The organism is Psychroflexus gondwanensis ACAM 44, from assembly GCF_000355905.1.
GTDB classification, from domain to species: domain Bacteria; phylum Bacteroidota; class Bacteroidia; order Flavobacteriales; family Flavobacteriaceae; genus Psychroflexus; species Psychroflexus gondwanensis.
The window spans coordinates 66,697-86,317 of record NZ_APLF01000005.1 but is presented as its reverse complement, the minus strand read 5'-3'; the positions used below and the strand labels follow the sequence as shown (position 1 = coordinate 86,317).

The following is a 19,621-nucleotide window of genomic DNA, read 5'->3' as shown; positions in this document are numbered from 1 at the left end:
TCTATAATAAACGGCTATGCCAGCTTTCAGTCATAGGCACTTCCCAAAATTCTTCATACTCTGATTTTGTATTCACTAGATTGTTGAAAACAATAGTAGTTGGTGATACTGCTTTTTGTTTTACCATTTTTTTAAAGTCGATAAGTTGTTTGTAAGCCACAAACTCACCGTTTTTAAAACTTACGTTCATCTTATCGAGTAAATCAACGTTATATTCTTTTTCGAGGCTTTGAATAAAATGAACAGATGCATCTATGGAACAACCGCTAGCATTAGCTTGAGACTCATCTAAACCCAAAACAATAAATCGATTATACCTTATCTCATAACCAGCTTGAAGAGATTGGCCGTGAACAGTCCATTGTTCTAGAAAGTCATCAATTTTTGGCTTTATTTCGTTTAATTCATCTTCACTAAACCCTCTATTCGCTTGAAACACCCAAACTCTTGAAGAACTTGGTAACTCTTTAAAATCTACTACCATACTATTTTATAAATCATCTGCATTTGCAATCATTTCTACAACATCCAAAACTTCAATTTCGTCTTGCTTTTCTTTATTTTTTACTCCATCTGTCATCATGGTATTACAAAAAGGACATCCAGCAGCAATGACCTCGGGTTTTGTCTCAACCGCTTGTTCTGTTCTATGGATGTTGACTTCCTTATCTCCTTTTTCAGCATCTTTAAACATCTGCGCACCGCCAGCGCCGCAACAGAGACCTTTAGATTTGCAAGATTTCATCTCTATTAATTCTACCTCAAGCTTTCTTAACAGATCGCGAGGAGCTTCATACTCGCCATTGGCTCTACCCAAATAACAAGGATCGTGATAAGTTATGCGTTTCCCTTTAAACTTTCCTCCTTCAACCTTTAAACGACCTTCATTCAATAATTGTTTTAAGAATTGAGTGTGATGTATAACCTCATAGTTACCGCCTAATCCAGGATATTCATTTTTCAAAGTATTGAAACAATGAGGACATGCCGTTACAATTTTTTGTACATCGTAACCATTTAGAACCTCAATATTTGTCATAGCTTGCATCTGAAATAAAAATTCATTTCCAGCTCTTTTTGCAGGATCTCCTGTACACCCTTCTTCCGTCCCAAGAACAGCAAAATCGACCTTAGTATTATTCAGGATTTTTACAAATGCTTTAGTGATTTTCTTAGCTCTATCATCAAAACTTCCAGCACAGCCTACCCAAAATAAAACTTCAGGTTGTTTTCCTTCTGCTAGATAAGAGGCCATTGTTGGCACATTTAAGGATTCACTCATATAATTATCTTTTAATCTTTAAAAACTTGTATGATTTCATTTTTATTTACAAGGTCAGTAAAATGACCCTTATAACGTGTAGCTTTAACAATATGATTGTCTATCCAATGGTAATTTCCACCTCTTGGTTTACCCATTAATAGACTATGATATTTAAACCCGTGTTTAGTTAACCAATCTGCTGTCACTTCTTTATGATCTTCGGTTCTTGAGGTAAAAAAGCAAATTTGATGCCCATCGTCATACCATTTGTTGATGGTTTCCAATGCATCTGGAAAAGGCTTACAGGTTGACATTCGCTCTGGTTCTTCGTTAGGAACATCATCTGTAATAGTACCATCAATATCAATCAGATAGTTTTTTACGTTATCTGGTAAACTTGGACTAATGGATTGTCCTTTGGAATCTTTATGTTTGAATTCGTCCGTCATAAACTAAGTTTAGTCTTTCGCCCAATCCAGCCTATCTTGCTGATTGTATGGCCATGGAGCAGAATTATTTTCAATATTTGTCATTGCATTATTCAGCTCAACAGGGGCAGCACTTTGTTCCATCACTAAATATTGTCTCATATCCATAATGATAGACAAAGGATCTATTCCTATAGGACAAGCATCTACGCAAGCATTACAAGTCGTACATGCCCAAAGTTCTTCCCTAGAAATATAGCCGTCTAGCAATTGTTTATCGTCATTAATTTCTTCGCCTTTATCCAATTGTTTCCCAACTTCTTCTAGACGGTCTCTTGTATCCATCATAATTTTTCTTGGAGAGAGCTTTTTACCCGTTTGACTCGCAGGACATTCTGCAGTACATCGACCACATTCTGTGCAGGTATAAGCACTAAGAAGTTGAAACCAGTTTAAATCTTGAACATCACTGGCGCCAAATTTTTCTGGGATATCCTCTTCATTTTCTCCACCTTCTGGCTCAGCAAATGGATCTGCATTAGGATCCATCATCAATTTGACTTCATTGGTAACCGCCTCCAAATTTTTGAATTTTCCTAAATTTTCTAGATTAGAAAAATATACGTTTGGAAAAGCGAGTAATATATGAAGATGTTTAGAGTAATATAAGTAGTTAAGGAAAATTAAAATTCCAACAATATGAAGCCACCAAGCTGATCTTTCAATGACGACAAGTGTTCCAACACTCATGCCATCAAATAGTGGTAATAAAAACTGACTAATAGGAAATGCTCCAGAAATTCCTGCTTCACTAGCATAATGTGGAGCACCAAGCATCTGCAATTGATAATCAGTAGCATTCATAGTCAAAAATAAAACCATCAAAACCACTTCAAAATACAAAATATAATTGGCGTCATTTTTAGGCCAGCCTTTCAATTCTTTAGATAGGAAGCGTTTTATATTCATGACGTTTCTTCGTGTCCAAAATAAAATCACACTTACCAAAACAAGAAAAGCTAAGATTTCGAAGCTTCCAATGAGCACATCATATACAGGTCCCAAAAACGAAAAAATTCTATGAGTCCCTGCAACTCCATCAATGATAATTTCTAACACCTCAATATTGATGATAATAAATCCAACATAAACTATAATATGGAGTATTCCAGCTACAGGTCTTACTACCATTTTTGATTGACCAAGAGCAATTTTCATCATCTTCTTGAATCGTAAACCTTTGTGATCCTTTCTGTCGACGTCTTTACCTAGGTTAATATTTTGCTTTAATGAAGAGACATTTTTGACAAAAAACAAAGTCGCTCCTACTAAAACAATAACAAATATAAATTGTGGGATATATTCTATCATAATTTAATCTTCGAGATTTTTATATTTAACGTTATTCTTACCAGATAGAAAAATGAACATAACGTTTAGGGTTCAATTTGATATCACTTAATAATTCTTCTAGTTCTTTGGTTGCATTTTCTAAATTGATATACATCTGATCATCATTCATCAATTTACCCAAACTTCCATCGCCATTTTTCAATTTGTTTGAAATTTCTTTCAGGTTTAACAGAGTTTCATCGGCATTTTGAACAATTCTATTAAATTCGATTTTAGAGAGGGTATCAGACATTTTTGACAGATTATCTGATGTTGTTCTAAAGTTTTCAATGGTTGAATTAATATTATCGGTGTTTGAATTTAAGACGCCTTCAATTTTTTTAGTAGAAAGATTCAAGGTAGTGAATGTCTCATTCAAATTCTTGAATGAATTTCTTAAATTATTTCTAGTGTTAACATCAAAAACATAATTAATAGAAGTCAATAAGGTATCGATTTCAACTACAGCATTGGAGATTTTGTCTTTTAGAGGTGTAAGCTTTTCATTCACCAGCTCAATTAACCCCTCTTCTACAGAAGATTGAAGCGTGTCACCAGATTTTGCTGCTTCTGTGGATGTATTATCAAGTTCTATCTGCATAGACTTCCCACCTATCAGTCCCCCTCCGTATATTTGGGCTATGCTGGATTTTGAAAAATTAAAATCATTATTGATATTCATTTCTACCAACAATTGTCCACTTTTCATAAAGCTAATGTCGGTAACGGTTCCCACTTGAAATCCGTTAATAGAAACAGGTGCGGAAGCACTAAGCCCCTCAACATTATCGTAAACAGCGTAAAAAACTCTAGATGAGCTAAATACATTATTCCCTTTTAGGAAATTATAACCAAAAATGAGAAGTCCGACGGCAACTATGGCTAAAATGCCAACTTTTAGTTCTTTTTTCAAGTGCTTTAAATTTAGTTCAAATGTAGTAAACTTTGATCAAAAACTAGTTGTTAACTCTAGTATTCAAAGCTTCTTTTATAGATATTTTGTTTCCAGTAGAATCAAAAGCAACAACAAATGCCGAAGTATACCCTTCAGCTTTAGCTTTATCTTTAAGAGTTTGAGCACTCATATAGTTGTTAGTCTGACCAAAATAATACTTGAAAAGATCATTTTCCTGATTTCTACTTATAGGATTTAGTCTCTTAAAATTTTCTGGTTTAGGATCTATTTTTCTTGAGCTTGCTGCTAATTGAATTTTAAAAGTAATAGCTTCGAAATCTTCAATAACATCGCTAGAGCTTACTTTATATTCATTCAGTTCTGATTCTAATGCCGTAATATTGATAATGTTTTTGTAATCATTAATCCCATCGACTATGGCATCGGCCAATTGATCTTGACCATTATTTGAATTTAAGAAAGCTCCTTCGGCATCATTAGTCAAAAATCCAGTTTCAATTAGTACACTTGGCATATAAGTCTCTCTTAAGACAAGAAAACCAGCCTGTTTTACCCCCCTATTTTTCATTTTCAATGTACTTTGAAATTGTTTTTGAACAAAATCTGCCAGTAAGGCACTTTGATCTAAAAACTCCTCTTGCATGATAGTAAAACCGATATAAGATTCGGGGGAATCTGGATCAAAGCCATCGTATTTAACTTCATAGTTATCTTCAAATTTGATAACTGAGTTTTCTTTCATTGCAACCTCAAGGTTATCTTGGTTTCTATGAAGACCCAAAACAAAAGTTTCAGTTCCAGAAGGAGAACTATTATTTACGCCGTTACAATGGATCGAAACAAATAGGTCTGCAGAAGCTTTATTAGCGATTTCTGCCCTTTTATCCAGTGGAATAAAAACATCTTTTTTCCTAGTATAAATGACTTGTAAGTCATCATATTTTTCTAATTGTTTACCGATCTTTAGTGCAATACTTAAGGCTATATCCTTTTCCAAATAATTATTTCCGGTATTTCCTGAATCTTTACCCCCATGTCCTGCGTCAAGTATAACAACAAACTTCTTATTTTTGGACTGGGAAATAGAGTCGATAGGTATCGCCACTAGAAGAAAGCAAAGCAATATTAGTTGGAGACTATAGTTAGTTCTAAACATAGATTTGATTATAGATGATGATATTTAAAAGTTTTATAGGTAGCATAAAAATAAAATGTAATTTTGAGGCTTCAAAACATAGGCCACTTTTACAAAAATAGTACAAAAGCATTGCGTACAAACTTACTTCACATACTTTTTTTGATAGGACTTTTTATCAACTTTGGCCTGTATGGACAAGAAAAAGATTCTAAGGACTCAGATTTGGGCTATCTCATTAAAAATCGAGTAGACTCTTTAACCCAAACCATAAGATTTACTATAGGAGACACACTTCCACAAACTACAGTCAACAAGAAAAGAGAAACCCTTACCGATGTAGTAGATGCTTTTGCAAAAGATTACAAAAGATTATCTAGGAAGGAAAATAAGATGTATTTATATAATAAAGCCGAAGTCATTTATGGTGATATGGTTATAACTGCTGGTAGAATTATACTTGATAATAAAAGTCAAGAAGTTTTTGCTGCTGGTATTGTCGATTCCACTGGGGCATACACTCAAATGCCCACCTTTAAACAAGGAGACAACCTTATAGAACCCGACAGTTTAATCTTTAATTTCAAAACGCAAAAGGCCTTGGTCTTCAATTCTAGGACAGAACAAGGAGGCTTTAAAGTAAAGGGTGAAATTTCAAAACGACAGAATGATTCCATTTATTACCTGGCCAATGCTAAATTTACAACTGCAGAAGATGTTGACGATGCGGATTATTACTTCTTCGCCAGAAAAATAAAATTCGTCCCTGATAGCAAAATTGTTACTGGATTTGTAAACATGTATATCGCCGATGTTCCAACTCCTCTAGGGCTTCCTTTTGGGTATTTCCCTTTAACAGATAAACAGTCGTCTGGATTTATTATACCCTCGTATGGAGAGAACAGAAATCGAGGATTCTTTCTTCAAAATGGAGGTTATTATTTTGCGATAAGTGATAATGCAGATTTAGCTGTGCAAGGAGATTATTACACCAATGGAAGTTACGGTTTACGGCTAGAAAGCAATTATAATGTCCGTTATCGATTCAATGGAAATATTGCCCTTAGATATGAAAAATTGCTTCTGGAAGAACGCGGTTTTCCAGATTTTAGCGAAACCACTGTTTATAATTTAAGGTGGAGCCACAGCCAAGATCAAAAATCAAATCCATCTTCAAGATTTTCGGCTTCTGTAAATCTAGGCTCGAGTGATTACTATCAACAATCTGTAAATCAAAATAATACTGGTAATTTTTTGAACAACACATTGAATTCTTCAGTATCGTATTCAAAATCATTTGAAGGAGAGCTGGGTATGAATTTGAACATTTCAGCAACCCATAACCAAAATACCAATACCGAAGTCATCAACCTGACTTTACCCACTCTCCAATTTAGTGTTGGTAGGATTTTTCCTTTTGAACCTAATAATGGAACCAAAAAGGGGGCTATCCAAAATATAAACCTTCAGTATAACGTAAGAGCAGAAAATAGAATAACCACTACAGACTCCCTTTTCTTTCAACCTGAGATGTTTGAGGGAGCGGATGTTGGGGCAAGGCATACTATCCCTATTTCTACTAACTTCAAAATATTTGATCATTTTAGTGTTAGTACAAGTGCCAATTACAATGAGGTATGGACCCTCAAAACTTTTGAACAACGCTTTGACGAGCAGCTGCGCCAAGTAGAAAGGGATACAATCACTGGATTTGATTCCTATAGAACTTATGACTTTTCAACCTCAGTAGGAACAACAGTTTATGGAATGTTTCCTTTTGGAGATGATAACAAAATTAAAGCTATAAGGCATGTTATTAGACCTTCCGTTTCCTATAATATAAACCCAGCTTTCGACCAATATTATGATGAGTATGTAAGAACAGGAATTGCTGGCCTAGAAGATGAAGTAGTTGAATATTCTAGGTTTGAAGGTACCCTGAACGGAGCTCCAGGAAATCAATTTTCTAGTAGTATGTCTTTCAATATTACCAATGATTTGGAAGCTAAAGTTCGTAAAAAAGACTCTACTCTCTCCGGTGACGAACGGTTTAAAAAAGTGATGCTCCTTAGTAATTTCGGAATAAGCACCAACTATAATTTTGCTACAGACTCTCTCAATTTAAGCCCACTTTCTTTAAGAGGAACCTTACCAATTGTCCAAGATAAACTGGCCATCAACTTTTTAGGTACTCTAGACATGTATGCTTTGAATAGCAACAATAGAAGGATAGATAAACTCAATATTAATAACGGAGGAAGTTTATTCAGATTGACTAGAGGTAATGCCAGTTTTAGTTATTCTTTATCGAACAAAGATTTTCAGAAAAAAGAAGGAGAAGAAGAGGAAGAAGAGGATTTTGACTCTGAAAGCTATCTTAACGGAGGGAGACCCGATGATCTTTTTGGAACTAGTGAGATGCTGAATCGTCCAAATCCAGACAAAGAACCAGTGAGTGATGAAAATGAATTTTACAACTATGCTATTCCTTGGAATCTGAATTTATCATACACCATGACCTACTCTAACACTGCTAGGGAGAATGAAATAAGCTCCCACTCGATTATGTTTTCTGGAGATGTAGAATTATCCCCTACTTGGAATGTTGGTGTGTCCTCTGGTTATGATTTGAGAAATAAGGGATTCTCTTTTACACAGTTAAGATTTGCTAAAGATTTAAAGAGTTGGCAAATGAGTTTTAACTGGACTCCATTTGGGGTGCGTAGATCCTGGTTTTTCTTTATAGGTATTAAATCCAATATTTTACAAGATGTGAAATACGATAGAAACAGAGAACGAGATAGAACTTTACAATAATCATTATGAAAGAAATTATTAAAACAAAGCACGCAGCCTCTCCAATTGGACCTTATAATCAAGCTGTGCTCATCAACGGATTCTTATATACATCCGGACAGATTGCAATTGATCCAGAGACAGGAGAAACCCAATTTGACTCTATTGAAATAGAAACACACCGGGTTATGAAAAGTCTAGAAGCCATATTAGAAGCTGCAAAAATGGATTTCAATCATGTTATAAAAGCTTCCATTTTTATATCCAATATGGATGATTTTTCAAAAATTAATGCTACTTACGGCAGCTATTTTGATGAAGATACGGCTCCCGCAAGAGAAACCGTACAAGTCGCCAAATTACCTAAAAATGCTAATGTAGAGATCAGTTTTATCGCGTATAATAAATAGCATTATGTTACTAAGCTTTGTAGACTGGAGTATTATTATTGCTTTTTTTGTTATAAGCTTAGGGATTGGTATCTATGTTTCCAAAAAAAGTGGAAAGAGTGCTAAAAACTTTTTCCTTTCTGGTAGGAACATGTCGTGGTGGTTGTTGGGAATCTCAATGGTGGCTACAACCTTTGCTGCAGACACTCCTGGCCTTGTCGCTGGTATTGTGAGAAACGACGGTGTTTATGGCAATTGGGTATGGTGGAGTTTCCTATTAACAGGTATGTTAACGGTGTTTTTTTATTCAAAACTTTGGCGAAAAAGTGAAATAACTACCGACCTAGAGTTCTACGAACTTAGATATAGTGGAAAAAGCGCTGCATTCTTAAGAGGCTTCCGAGCCATCTATTTAGGCGTCTTCTTCAATATTGTGATCATGGCCACCGTCTGTTTAGCGGCTATTAAAATTGGACACGTCATGTTCGATTTTTCTGCTGTTGAATCATTGGTCGTATCTTGTTCCATAACTGTTCTCTACTCCATGCTCGGTGGCCTCAAAGGGGTTATCCTTACAGACTTTGTTCAATTTGCAATAGCTATTACTGGAAGTGTTTGGGCTACCATATACATTGTACAAATGCCAGAAATTGGCGGAATTGACCAATTACTTTCTATTCCTGAAGTTCAAAGCAAAACCTCTTTGTTTCCAGATTTTTCTAATCCAGAAGTTTACATCCCAATTCTTATTGTTCCTCTCGCTGTTCAATGGTGGAGTGTTTGGTATCCAGGCGCAGAACCTGGTGGTGGTGGTTATATCGTGCAGAGAATGCTGGCAGCTAAAAATACAAGACATGCCACTTTGGCGACCTTGCTTTTTACTGTAGTTCACTACGCTGTAAGACCTTGGCCGTGGATTATAATTGGCCTAGCGTCTCTTGTCATTTTTCCAGATCTTTCAAGTTTGGCCGCTGCATTTCCGAATCTCGATGAAAATTACATCAAAGATGATTTGGCTTATGCTGCAATGTTATCGTATTTGCCATCGGGTCTCTTAGGACTTGTGGTCACCTCTTTGATTGCTGCATTCATGAGTACAATTTCAACTCATCTAAACTGGGGAAGTAGCTATGTTGTAAACGACTTTTACGTAAGATTCTTAAAACCTGAAGCTTCAGAATTTAATAAAGTCCTAGTTGGACGACTCTCCACCTTGGTCATGATGATTTGCTCCGCACTATTAGCACTTGTTTTGGAAGAAGCAAAAGAAGCTTTTGACCTACTACTCCAAATTGGAGCTGGAACAGGTTTACTTTTTATCTTAAGATGGTTTTGGAACAGAATAAACCCGTACAGTGAAATTGCAGCAATGCTGTCCTCATTTATAATTGCCGTTGTTTTCTTTATTGGCAAATCTTTCGCTCTATGGGACATAGAATCTTACGTTGAGCTTATATTTGGAGTTGTAGTGACTACCATTGTTTGGGTCTCAGTAAGTTTACTTACAAAACCAACTGACGAGGGTACCATAAAAGCTTTTGAAGAAAGGATTTATGATGGCTCCAATAAATATAAAAACTTTAAATATAAATTTATTGGATTTGCCTGTGGAGTTTGTGGAGTTTATGCTGCTCTATTCGCAACAGGGTACCTTATCTACAAAGATTTTTTATTATTTGGAATCGCCTCAAGTATATGCCTATTGTCTATAGGAATATTGATTGCAAACTGGAAACGAATAATCAATTAGAGGGTCTATTGGAAGGGAATTTAATATAGGAAGGTAATTCGATAGCTTCACTATCCTCAATAATTGTTTTACTTTTTTTCCTCTTCTCGTAGTCTTCGTTCAAAATCTTATTGATCAATTCCTTAAAAGTATCGAAATCTACAGTATAACTAAGCTCAATACCTTGAGTATATCCTAGCTCCTCCCCTATAAACTGAATATCACTTTCTCTATTAAAAACGTTGGCACGTAAACTACCAGTTTCATTCAACAAAAAGTTAATTTCAGCATCTCCAAAAACTACAGATTCTGAGACTCCTCCCACAGGAACACCAAATCTACCGCTAATTAAAACTCTATCCGATATTTTTGTCCTCAAGGAAAGTCCTACTCTATCTGCCAAATTATTTTGGGTAAGACTTCTGTCGTTTTGTTGGTAATTGAGCCCTAATTTAAATTTGTTATCATCTTCTGAGATGATATCATCCACAATCCCTGAAGCTCGCTCAATAAGGTTCCCTGTAATAGCATTTTGCCCAAGTCCTGCCTGACTGTAAAATGTACCTTGAGTAATTAAAGACAAAGCTTGTAATTCAGTATTTTCTCTGCCTTGTACTCTATATTCCAACTCGCTTTTAACAACAGAAGATAAATTGGGATAATTTAAGCTAAACTCAATATTTGGTTGAACAATTTGACCTCCGAGATTAATAATAACTTCCACAGGGATTTCACGATTCACTGTTGGGTTTTCAAGTAAAATTGCCGGATTGGCTTCCGTCACATATTTTGCTTGAACATCTATATTAGCGCGAACAGGATCTCCATTCCAAGTTAAGTTAGAACCCGGAACAACTTCAAAGCGTTTTTGAACCAACCCTGAGTATTTAAAATTATATTCTCCCTCATAAGCTACAAAATCACCATACATTTTGAACTTCCCGTTAGTGTTAATCTCAATAAGCAAAGTTCCTGCTCCTCTTCCTTTTAAACTACTTCCATTGGTCGGGTCGACTACGATTTCAACTTCAGCATCTCTGGTTATATCCAAATCAAAAGTAAGACTTAAACCCTTAACCTCTTTCAATTGTATTTCTCGGCCAGCTTCTTTGGAGAGTTTGTCTTCTAAGCTCAAAAAGTAAATGAAGGAATTGTCTCCCAAGGATTCTGAATCATCCAGGGGTATTTTAAACACCGTATTTTTTTGTGTTTTTGCCTGTACGTTTATTTCTATTTCGTCCAAGGGACCTTTAATAGAAGCGTTACCATCTATAAATGCAGTTCCATAATATAAATTACCTTCTTTGAAATCGGTGTCAAGAACAACCAAATTATCAGAGGAAATATTTAGATCGAGATTCCAATTTTTAAATTCACGATTGGTGATTTTACCACTTAAAACACCCTTCGTTTTGTATTTTACATCTGTAAGCCCAATGTTGTCGAAGATAAACGCTTTATTATCAAATCTGATTTTTGAATTAGCATCAAAATTAAAGTCTACATTTAAATATGGAACTTTCATCCCCGCTTTATGTAATCTTAACTCTCCATTGAAAAAAGGATTTTGAATTTTACCACTAACATCTATTTCTCCTGATGCAAGACCCCTAATGTTTGAGATGACATCTTCTCCAAAAACATTAAACGATTGCAAATCAAGTTTGTTGAAATTTAAGTCTACATCAAAATATTGATTGTTTTCTTCCGTAAAAATTGAACCTTCAGCTTTGAACAAGGACTCATTTTGCAATTGGAGTTCAGAAACGATATCAAAAGAACTTAAGTCTTTATTCCCATTAGCCTTCAGCAAGAATTGTCCATAAGGAATGGAGTTAAATTTGAATTTATCAATCACAAGATTTAGGTTTGGACTGTAAATATTATCTTTTTGATAGATGTCTAGACTTCCATCTACAGTTCCCTCAAAAGTTATACTGTCTTGTTTTGGAATAATATCCGCCAATTCAACATCTTCAAATTTAAGGTTCAAGTCCTTGAAGGTAGAATCTTTTAAAATCCCGTTCAAAAGCATCGCCTGTTTTCCACTCGAAAATGAAATAGAATCAATATTGAAGTTTTTAAACCCCCTTTCTATTTCAACTTTATTTTTTGTATTAGATTTCTTGTTGATAAACCAAAGATTATCGTTAAAAACTATGCTAGACCGCTTAAAACCAAAGGTTGATTTATTTTCGCTATCCAAAGTTTGATAGATACTAAGATTGTAATTATCCTTTTGAAATTGACCTCCTTTAAATTCTGTTCTTACAAACAAGGTGTCTTTCAAATTCACATTGATCATATTGAAATCATTGATATCATAATAAGAAGTCAATATGTTTTCGATCTCAACATAAGAATTATATAAAGGATTATTAGTGTCGATTTGGATGTTTATGTTCTCAAAGGTATTGTCATAAACCCCTATTAAAGGTGACCTGAAATTTAGAGAAAAGTCGTTTTCACTAGCATCAATTGAGCCTCTTATAAAGGTGTTTGCAGAGACTTCAATGTCGGGGAAAAAGACTTCCACAATTTTATTGTAGATGTCAATATCAAAATCGATATATTGATAATTTTTGGATGGATCTTCTTCGCTTCTGAAATAGAGATTCTCAATAGCTTCAGAAAAGAGCTCGGGCAACTTTGTTAATTTAAAATCACCGACTAATTTCCCGCTAATAACGTCTGGACTATCTATGGTTATTGTTTGTTGATTTTGTTGAAATGAGGACACAACGGTAAGTTCTTCGAATTGAAAACTATCTAATTGATTTTTATATTCAAAAGAATTAAATTTGAGTTGACCTTTAAGCTCATCTATGGAATTACCTTTTAGATTTACATTGAGGTTGCCTTTAAAATCAGCAACAGTATCCCTTTTCACAATGTTTAAAGCATAAAGATCCGCATAGTTAATATCTGCCCTAAAATCAAATATATTTTCTTCACCAGAAGCATCTAACAAACCTTCAAACGCGAATTGAAAATTGGGATCTAAACTTTCTAGGCTTCCATTGAAATAGGGTGCCTTTAAATTTCCATTCAGTTCTATATTTTTGTAATTATAATTATTGACAACTATAGAATTAATCTTTCCTAAAGCAAGTGTATTAAGGGACTCTTTTGTAAATCCAGATCCTTTTACATTCAGATTGAAAGAGGTTATGCCCAAAGAGTTTGTATCAAAAAAAGAGGCTAAATCAAAACCTGATACATCAACAAAACCAGCATATTTTACTGCATTTGGATTTTGATAATCATCGAAGTTTAAATTTATGGAGGCCTCCCCAATCTCTGTATTTACTTTTAGGATAGTGCTTAGTTTATCTTTTGATAAATCTATTTTACCTAATAACTTGGTTTTACCTAGTTTTTTAAAAAAGTCTGGTAGGTTTGGTTTTAAATCTTTAGGTAATAATTCTATCAAATCTCCATAAGTGGTCGTCAAATCAACGGAAGAAGCCTCTAATGCAAAAGGAGCATCACCAAAAGAATTTATCAACTTAAGACTGCCAAAGAAATTTGTCTGTGCTAGGCCCTTTAATCTTAAAGATTCTAGATTAAGATTATTGAGTTGTCCATTGGCATTTCCATTAAAAGAGATTTGATGTCCATAGCCGAAACCATCATAAAACCGCCTAAGGTCTGTACTCGATAGAGTAGAATTATTAAAAGTGGCCTTTAAATTTACTTCATCAAAAAAATATTTTAAATCCTCTCTCTCATAATTAAATTGAAGTTGACCTTTTATTTGCGAATAAGGAGTCTCTAAATATAAATTTTGAAAGACCATTTGACTGGGAGTATATTCAAAAACAGTACTGAAATCTTCAACAATAATTCCTTGTTTTAAAATACCAGACATACGCCTCAAGTTAAGATTGAGTTTAGGTCCATAAAGTTTGAAATTGGAGAGATTAAAATCTAGATTTTGAATAGAAAAAGTAGGACTGCTACTTATATTTTCATTTTCGACGATAAATTCTCCATCATAGGCGAGAACTCTATTAATTTTAAACTGAAAAGGTTGATCTGAAGAAGATGTAGAATCAATTAATTTTTCTAGAAATTTAGAAAATTCATCCTCATCTTCATTTTTATATTGTTTTAATTTGAATATAAGATGATCAAATTCAGTGTTTGAAAAATGAATATCATTATCGGAGAATCCAGCAATATTAATCAATGATGTGGATAAAGTCTTAGCATATATGATAGTATCGTCGTAGTCGTCCCTCAACAATAGGTCGTTTAATACGATGTTACCCTTGTAATTAATCTTTAAAGACTTAATGGAAAGGTTGGTATTGTAAGACTCGTTGAAAGAGGTGGTTAATTTTTTAGCGTAATAAGACTGTATTTGAGGGATTAAAAAGATTAAAACTAAAAGCAATAGCAAAAGAATAATTGCTGTAAATAATTTTTTTGTAAAATTCCAAATCTTTTTAAACACTCTTAACTCTATATTTTTCATCAAATATATATCAAATACTAATCCTAAATGCTCTTTAGAAAGCCACAAATTTATTTAGATTTGCTAGACTAATTTGATAATAGGAACTAAATCATGCCAGAATCCAAAAAAACATATGTTTTGGGCATAGAATCTTCTTGCGACGATACATCAGCAGCTGTTTTTTGTAACGATAAAGTCCTTAGCAATATTGTGGCTACACAAGATGTTCATAAAAAATATGGAGGTGTTGTCCCAGAGCTAGCCTCTCGTGCACACCAACAACATATAGTTCCAGTAGTGGACCAGGCTTTGAAAGTTGCAGGAATAACTAAAGATATGCTGTCTGCAATTGCTTTTACAAGAGGCCCAGGTTTAATGGGATCACTATTGGTAGGAAGTTCTTTTGCAAAATCTTTAAGTCTTGGATTGGATATTCCTTTAATAGAGGTGAACCATATGCAAGCGCATTTGCTTGTTCATTTTATTGCAGACACCCATCCAACACCTCCTGAATTTCCGTTTTTAGGAGTTACTATTAGTGGTGGACATACACAAATTGTAAATGTGAAAAGCTATTTCGACATGGAAGTCCTTGGTGAGACTTTAGATGATGCGATTGGTGAGGCTTTTGATAAATGTGGAAAAATGTTCAATCTTCCCTACCCTGCTGGACCAGAAATAGATAAACTTTCAAAACAAGGAGATCCAAAAACATTCAAATTTGCTAAACCAAAAGTAAAAGGCTTAGACTTTAGTTTTAGTGGTTTAAAGACCTCTGTGCTTTATTTTTTACAAAAACAAGTTAAAGAAGATCCTGTTTTTATAGAAAATAATATTGAAGATCTTTGTGCCTCTTTTCAATATAGAGTAGTAGATATTTTAATATCAAAACTCGAGAAAGCTGTTAAAGAGACTGGAATACGACAGGTTGCTATTGGAGGAGGAGTTTCTGCTAATTCGGGAATACGTGAAGCTCTAGTCAAAAAACAAACAACGGACAACTGGACTGTTTTTATCCCAAAATTTGAGTTTTGCACAGATAATGCAGCGATGATAGGGATTGTAGGATACTTAAAGTATCAAAATAATGAATTCGCTGACTTATCGTCGGCATCCAAAGCAAGATATACCATTTAAAGATTAAGTTTTATGAAAATACTAGTCCTGTTTTTAATTGTTGCAACATTTCAGTTGAATGCTCAAAACAATTTATTCCAATACAACCGTACTATTTTTGATGACTTTGGATTATCAGAGGAAGAAATCGCAGACTATAAATCAGAAGGAAGTTTATCTATATTTAATAAAGAAAAGCATAACTCTAGGTTAGCAAGTAAGTTATTCAATTTAAAAGTTGGGCAATCTATTAAGCTTAATAAAGCTAATAAAAAGAAACTCACAGTTCTTGAAAAGGTAAATGTAGAGCACTATAGGCTCAATTACATTTTCTTTGATGGTAGTGAACTGGAGTATGAAGATATAGAGAAACAAAGAAATAAAATACTTCAAATGGCCAAAACATATAGCTTCCCGACTTTAGCGCAAATGTATTCTATGGACATGAGTAAAAATAGAGGAGGAGATTCTGGATGGTTCAAAAAAAGGAGCGTTCCCCAGGGCTTCCAAGATGCAGCCTTGTCAAGTATGCGTGTAGCTAACGAAACTTTTAAAGTCGATCTAATATCTGAAAATTGGTATTACCTTATATCAAAAAGTTATTCTCCCATACTCATCGAAGAAATTCTAGTCTTGGAAACACCTTTGTAAATGCAACTCTTTTACGAACCAAATTTTGACTCCTCAGCTACCAGTATTTCTATAAATGCAATGGAAAGCCGACATATTTCTAAAGTTTTAAGAAAAGCAATTGGTGAAGAAATATATGTTACTAATGGTTTAGGAATCTGCGCTGAAGGGATATTGATAAGCAATCACCCTAAAGAATGTAAAGTAGAGGTAAAAACCATTATCGAGGAAAAAAAACCTAATTTCCGACTTCATATTGCTATTGCACCGACTAAAGCCAATGACAGGTTTGAATGGTTTTTAGAAAAGGCTACTGAGATTGGAATTGATGAAATAACGCCCTTGTTATGTGATCATAGCGAAAGACGAAGAATTAAAGCAGAGCGCTATGAAAAGGTCCTACAAGCAGCTATGAAACAATCTTTAAAATATACGTTGCCAATATTGAACCCCATGGTTTCTTTTAGCGATTTCATGGAAATGGATGTGAAGTCGAAGAAAATGATTGCACATTGTGAAGATGAAAAAAAAGAAAAATTATTTGAAGCAGCAAATAGAGATAACTTGATTTTGATAGGCCCAGAAGGAGATTTTTCTATAGATGAAATAAAAAAGGCATTAAAATATCAGTTTATTCCCATTTCTTTGTCTGAAGCAAGACTAAGAACGGAAACGGCGGGTATAGTAGCCTGTCATACTGTGAATCTAATTAGATCAATATGAAGTCGATAATTTATTTCCTTTTTATATTTTTTTCTATAACTATCTATGCTCAGGATATAGCTTTATTAAAATATGATGGTGGCGGCGATTGGTATAGCAACCCTACATCATTGCCAAATCTTGTTAAGTTCGTAAATTCAAATACAGATACTAATATTAACGAAAACATAGAAGAGGTAAAACCAGAGGATCCAGAATTATTTAACTATCCTTTTGTACATTTAACAGGACATGGAAATATTTTCTTTTCGGATGAAGCCGCTCAAAACTTAAGACTTTATCTATTGAGTGGAGGTTTTCTCCATGCCGATGATAATTATGGGTTATCCCCTTATTTCAGAAAAGCAATAAAAAAAGTATTCCCGAATAAAGCATTTAAAGAATTATCTTCAGATCATCCTATATTTTCAACTAAATTTATTTTTGAAAATGGATTACCTAAAATTCATGAACACGATGGAAAGCCCCCACAGGCTTTTGGAATTGAAGATGATAAAGGAAGGTTGATGGTTTTATTCACTTATGAAAGTGATTTAGGAAATGGTTGGGAAGATTCATCTGTTCATAACGATCCTGAACAAGTACGCCTTAAGGCATTAAAGATGGGCGCTAATATTATTAAATATGCTTTCCTATATTGAAATATGCCCGATAAACAGTTAACACATAGCGAAACGAATTTCAATACCAAGGAAAGAGTTTGTAGTGAAATCAATTTACTACTAGAGAGATTAGACAGTCCAGCTAATCTTGGGAGTATTTTCAGGAATGCTGAGGCATTTGGAGTTAAAAATATTTGGGTTCATGAGTCCAACAGAGACTATTTAAGAAGTAACCGTTTTAAAAGAACCTCAAGATCTACAGAGAACAATTTAAATATTTGTTTTTATGAAGATAAAATAAGTCTACTAGATACATTTGAAGGGACAACCATTGGAATTGAAATTACAGAAAACAGTGAAAATATGACGTCTTATAAAGGAAATGTAAGCAGTATTGTTCTCCTTGTACTAGGAAATGAAAAATCAGGTCTTGATAGCGAAACTCTTAATAGATTAGATAAAAACTATCATATTAAAATGCTTGGCACAAACTCAAGCTTAAATGTTGCCCAAACCTTAGGAATAGCTCTTTATGAAATTAGAAGAGAAAAGATTTGAAGAACTTACTAAACCAGAAGTCAGTAGGTTTATAGAAAAAAATATCAATAAATCGATTCCTGATTTGATTCTTAAAGGAAGTCCTTTTCAGCATATCGATATTAAAGATATTGTAAATCAAATAATTGGTAAGAAAAAAGCAAAAAAGAAACTTCCTCATTGGTATAAAAATGAGAAAGTTGTTTATCCCCCAATGCTTAATCTAGAGCAAACATCTTCAGAAATTACAGCTTTACATAAATCCAAACTGGTCTCAGGTCAAAATCTTTTAGACATGACTGGCGGTTTTGGTATAGATTCATATTACTTTTCAAAAAAAGTCAACACTTTAATATATACAGAACTAAATCCTGAATTATGCAAAATAGTTAAACATAATATTAAAGTTTTTAAGGTCGATAATTTTGAAATAACGAATGAAGACTCAATAGACTTGTTACAAAAAAACAGTCAAGTCTATAATTGGATCTATATAGATCCATCCAGAAGAAATGAAAACACAAAAGTATTTCAATTAAAGGACTCACTTCCTAATATAATTGACCATTTAAAAGTAATAGAAGAGAAATCAGAAAAATTAATGCTCAAAACATCTCCTATGTATGATTTAGACATGGGATATAAGGAGTTAATAGGAGTAAAAGAAGTACATATTATTTCTGTAAAAAATGAGGTTAAAGAGTTGCTTTGGATTATAGATTGGAGAAAACAAAATTCGAAGATTATAAAAATTTTTAACTATCAAACGAAAAAAAAGTATTCATATATTTCAATAGATAAAAATAAAATAGAATTAGATGGAATAGAATTATCTGTGTGTTGTAAATACCTATACGAGTTTGATTCAGGCATTATGAAATCGGGAATAAATGATATGATTGGAATTAGATATAACTTGAAGAAATTAGAACAGCACACAAATCTATATACTTCAGACAAAAGGATTTTAAGCATTCCTGGCAAGATTTATAAGGTAAAGACAATCGAGTCGATTAACTACAAAAAAATAAGGAAGGTTATTAAAGGTAACCAAGTTAATCTCATTAGTAAAAACTTCCAGCTAAACACAGATGAGCTACAAAAGAAACTTAAGTGTACTATAGGAGGTAAAAGCGACTATTTAATTTTTGCAAAGACAATTGAAGGGAATAGAGTCATAGAAGCGACAAGACTCATGTCTTAATTTTTATGTTTCAAACATATACAAACAAAAAAAAACCCTTCATTACGTTAAGTAAAGAAGGGTTTAGTATAAGAAGGCGGCGACCTACTCTTCCACAGTATGTAGTACCATCGGCGCTAACGGGCTTAACTGCTCTGTTCGGAATGGGAAGAGGTGAGCCCCGTTGCTATAACCACCTTAAGCTATTAAAGGTAATTGAGTAGTTCTCAATTATCTTTATAAGTAAAGTTCCAGCTGTTGCGGGAATTCTAATATCGTGACATAGTTAAAGATATATAACAAGACGTAAAGTCAAGGG

General features: G+C 33.9%; 16 protein-coding genes and 1 rRNA gene. 9 read left to right on the top strand and 8 right to left on the bottom strand.

Annotated features, from left to right (window positions below):
* Position 1: 1 nt before the first annotated feature.
* Genes PGOND44_RS06045 through PGOND44_RS06020 form a run of 6 tightly spaced genes read right to left on the bottom strand, consistent with a single transcriptional unit; the run spans position 2 to position 5,156 of the window.
* Positions 2-484, bottom strand: a complete 483-nt coding sequence (locus PGOND44_RS06045; RefSeq protein WP_003438422.1) for a hypothetical protein — start codon at positions 482-484, stop codon at positions 2-4.
* A 6-nt stretch (positions 485-490) separates the two neighbouring features.
* A complete protein-coding gene (locus PGOND44_RS06040) occupies positions 491-1,282 on the bottom strand; it encodes a (Fe-S)-binding protein (protein ID WP_003438420.1) in 792 nt (263 codons plus the stop codon).
* Positions 1,283-1,293: 11 nt separating this feature from the next.
* Positions 1,294-1,713 (bottom strand): LNS2 domain-containing protein, encoded by a 420-nt coding sequence (locus PGOND44_RS06035; protein ID WP_003438419.1) that lies wholly within the window; start codon positions 1,711-1,713, stop codon positions 1,294-1,296.
* A gap of 9 nt (positions 1,714-1,722) precedes the next feature.
* The gene (locus PGOND44_RS06030) at positions 1,723-3,063 is read right to left on the bottom strand and encodes a 4Fe-4S dicluster domain-containing protein (protein WP_003438418.1); all 1,341 of its coding nucleotides are present in this window, start codon (positions 3,061-3,063) and stop codon (positions 1,723-1,725) included.
* Between the two features lie 37 nt (positions 3,064-3,100).
* Positions 3,101-3,997: an MlaD family protein gene (locus PGOND44_RS06025; RefSeq protein WP_003438417.1), complete on the bottom strand. Its 897-nt coding sequence runs from the start codon at positions 3,995-3,997 to the stop codon at positions 3,101-3,103.
* A 43-nt stretch (positions 3,998-4,040) separates the two neighbouring features.
* Positions 4,041-5,156: an N-acetylmuramoyl-L-alanine amidase family protein gene (locus PGOND44_RS06020; protein ID WP_003438415.1), complete on the bottom strand. Its 1,116-nt coding sequence runs from the start codon at positions 5,154-5,156 to the stop codon at positions 4,041-4,043.
* Positions 5,157-5,219: 63 nt separating this feature from the next.
* Between PGOND44_RS06020 and PGOND44_RS06015 the strand changes: the two genes are divergently transcribed.
* From PGOND44_RS06015 to PGOND44_RS06005, 3 genes are read left to right on the top strand one after another with little or no spacing between them, the layout of a single operon-like run.
* Positions 5,220-7,952, top strand: coding sequence for a putative LPS assembly protein LptD (locus tag PGOND44_RS06015; RefSeq protein ID WP_003438408.1), 2,733 nt, complete (start codon positions 5,220-5,222; stop codon positions 7,950-7,952).
* A 5-nt stretch (positions 7,953-7,957) separates the two neighbouring features.
* A complete protein-coding gene (locus tag PGOND44_RS06010; RefSeq protein WP_003438407.1) occupies positions 7,958-8,341 on the top strand; it encodes a Rid family detoxifying hydrolase in 384 nt (127 codons plus the stop codon).
* 4 nt (positions 8,342-8,345) lie between these two features.
* The gene (locus PGOND44_RS06005; RefSeq protein ID WP_003438406.1) at positions 8,346-10,070 is read left to right on the top strand and encodes a sodium:solute symporter family protein; all 1,725 of its coding nucleotides are present in this window, start codon (positions 8,346-8,348) and stop codon (positions 10,068-10,070) included.
* On the opposite strand, the gene PGOND44_RS06000 is transcribed toward PGOND44_RS06005, so the two are convergent.
* Complete coding sequence (locus PGOND44_RS06000) at positions 10,063-14,529, bottom strand: translocation/assembly module TamB domain-containing protein (RefSeq protein ID WP_040555842.1); 4,467 nt, start codon at positions 14,527-14,529, stop codon at positions 10,063-10,065. The genes PGOND44_RS06005 and PGOND44_RS06000 overlap by 8 nt on opposite strands.
* 93 nt (positions 14,530-14,622) lie before the next feature.
* Between PGOND44_RS06000 and tsaD the strand changes: the two genes are divergently transcribed.
* The 6 genes from tsaD to PGOND44_RS05970 are packed head-to-tail and all read left to right on the top strand — an operon-like array spanning position 14,623 to position 19,323.
* The gene (tsaD, locus tag PGOND44_RS05995; RefSeq protein ID WP_003438401.1) at positions 14,623-15,648 is read left to right on the top strand and encodes a tRNA (adenosine(37)-N6)-threonylcarbamoyltransferase complex transferase subunit TsaD; all 1,026 of its coding nucleotides are present in this window, start codon (positions 14,623-14,625) and stop codon (positions 15,646-15,648) included.
* A gap of 12 nt (positions 15,649-15,660) precedes the next feature.
* The gene (locus tag PGOND44_RS05990; protein ID WP_003438398.1) at positions 15,661-16,278 is read left to right on the top strand and encodes a peptidylprolyl isomerase; all 618 of its coding nucleotides are present in this window, start codon (positions 15,661-15,663) and stop codon (positions 16,276-16,278) included.
* Positions 16,279-16,980, top strand: coding sequence for a 16S rRNA (uracil(1498)-N(3))-methyltransferase (locus tag PGOND44_RS05985; protein WP_003438393.1), 702 nt, complete (start codon positions 16,279-16,281; stop codon positions 16,978-16,980). It begins immediately after the preceding gene.
* Positions 16,977-17,621: a DUF4159 domain-containing protein gene (locus PGOND44_RS05980; RefSeq protein WP_003438389.1), complete on the top strand. Its 645-nt coding sequence runs from the start codon at positions 16,977-16,979 to the stop codon at positions 17,619-17,621. The genes PGOND44_RS05985 and PGOND44_RS05980 overlap by 4 nt, the downstream gene beginning before the upstream one ends.
* Before the next feature lie 3 nt (positions 17,622-17,624).
* The gene (locus PGOND44_RS05975; RefSeq protein WP_003438385.1) at positions 17,625-18,140 is read left to right on the top strand and encodes a TrmH family RNA methyltransferase; all 516 of its coding nucleotides are present in this window, start codon (positions 17,625-17,627) and stop codon (positions 18,138-18,140) included.
* Positions 18,115-19,323: a THUMP-like domain-containing protein gene (locus tag PGOND44_RS05970; RefSeq protein ID WP_003438383.1), complete on the top strand. Its 1,209-nt coding sequence runs from the start codon at positions 18,115-18,117 to the stop codon at positions 19,321-19,323. Before PGOND44_RS05975 ends, PGOND44_RS05970 begins: the two co-directional genes overlap by 26 nt.
* A 71-nt stretch (positions 19,324-19,394) precedes the next feature.
* On the opposite strand, the gene rrf is transcribed toward PGOND44_RS05970, so the two are convergent.
* Positions 19,395-19,503 (bottom strand): 5S ribosomal RNA (gene rrf, locus PGOND44_RS05965).
* Between the last annotated feature and the right edge of the window lie 118 nt (positions 19,504-19,621).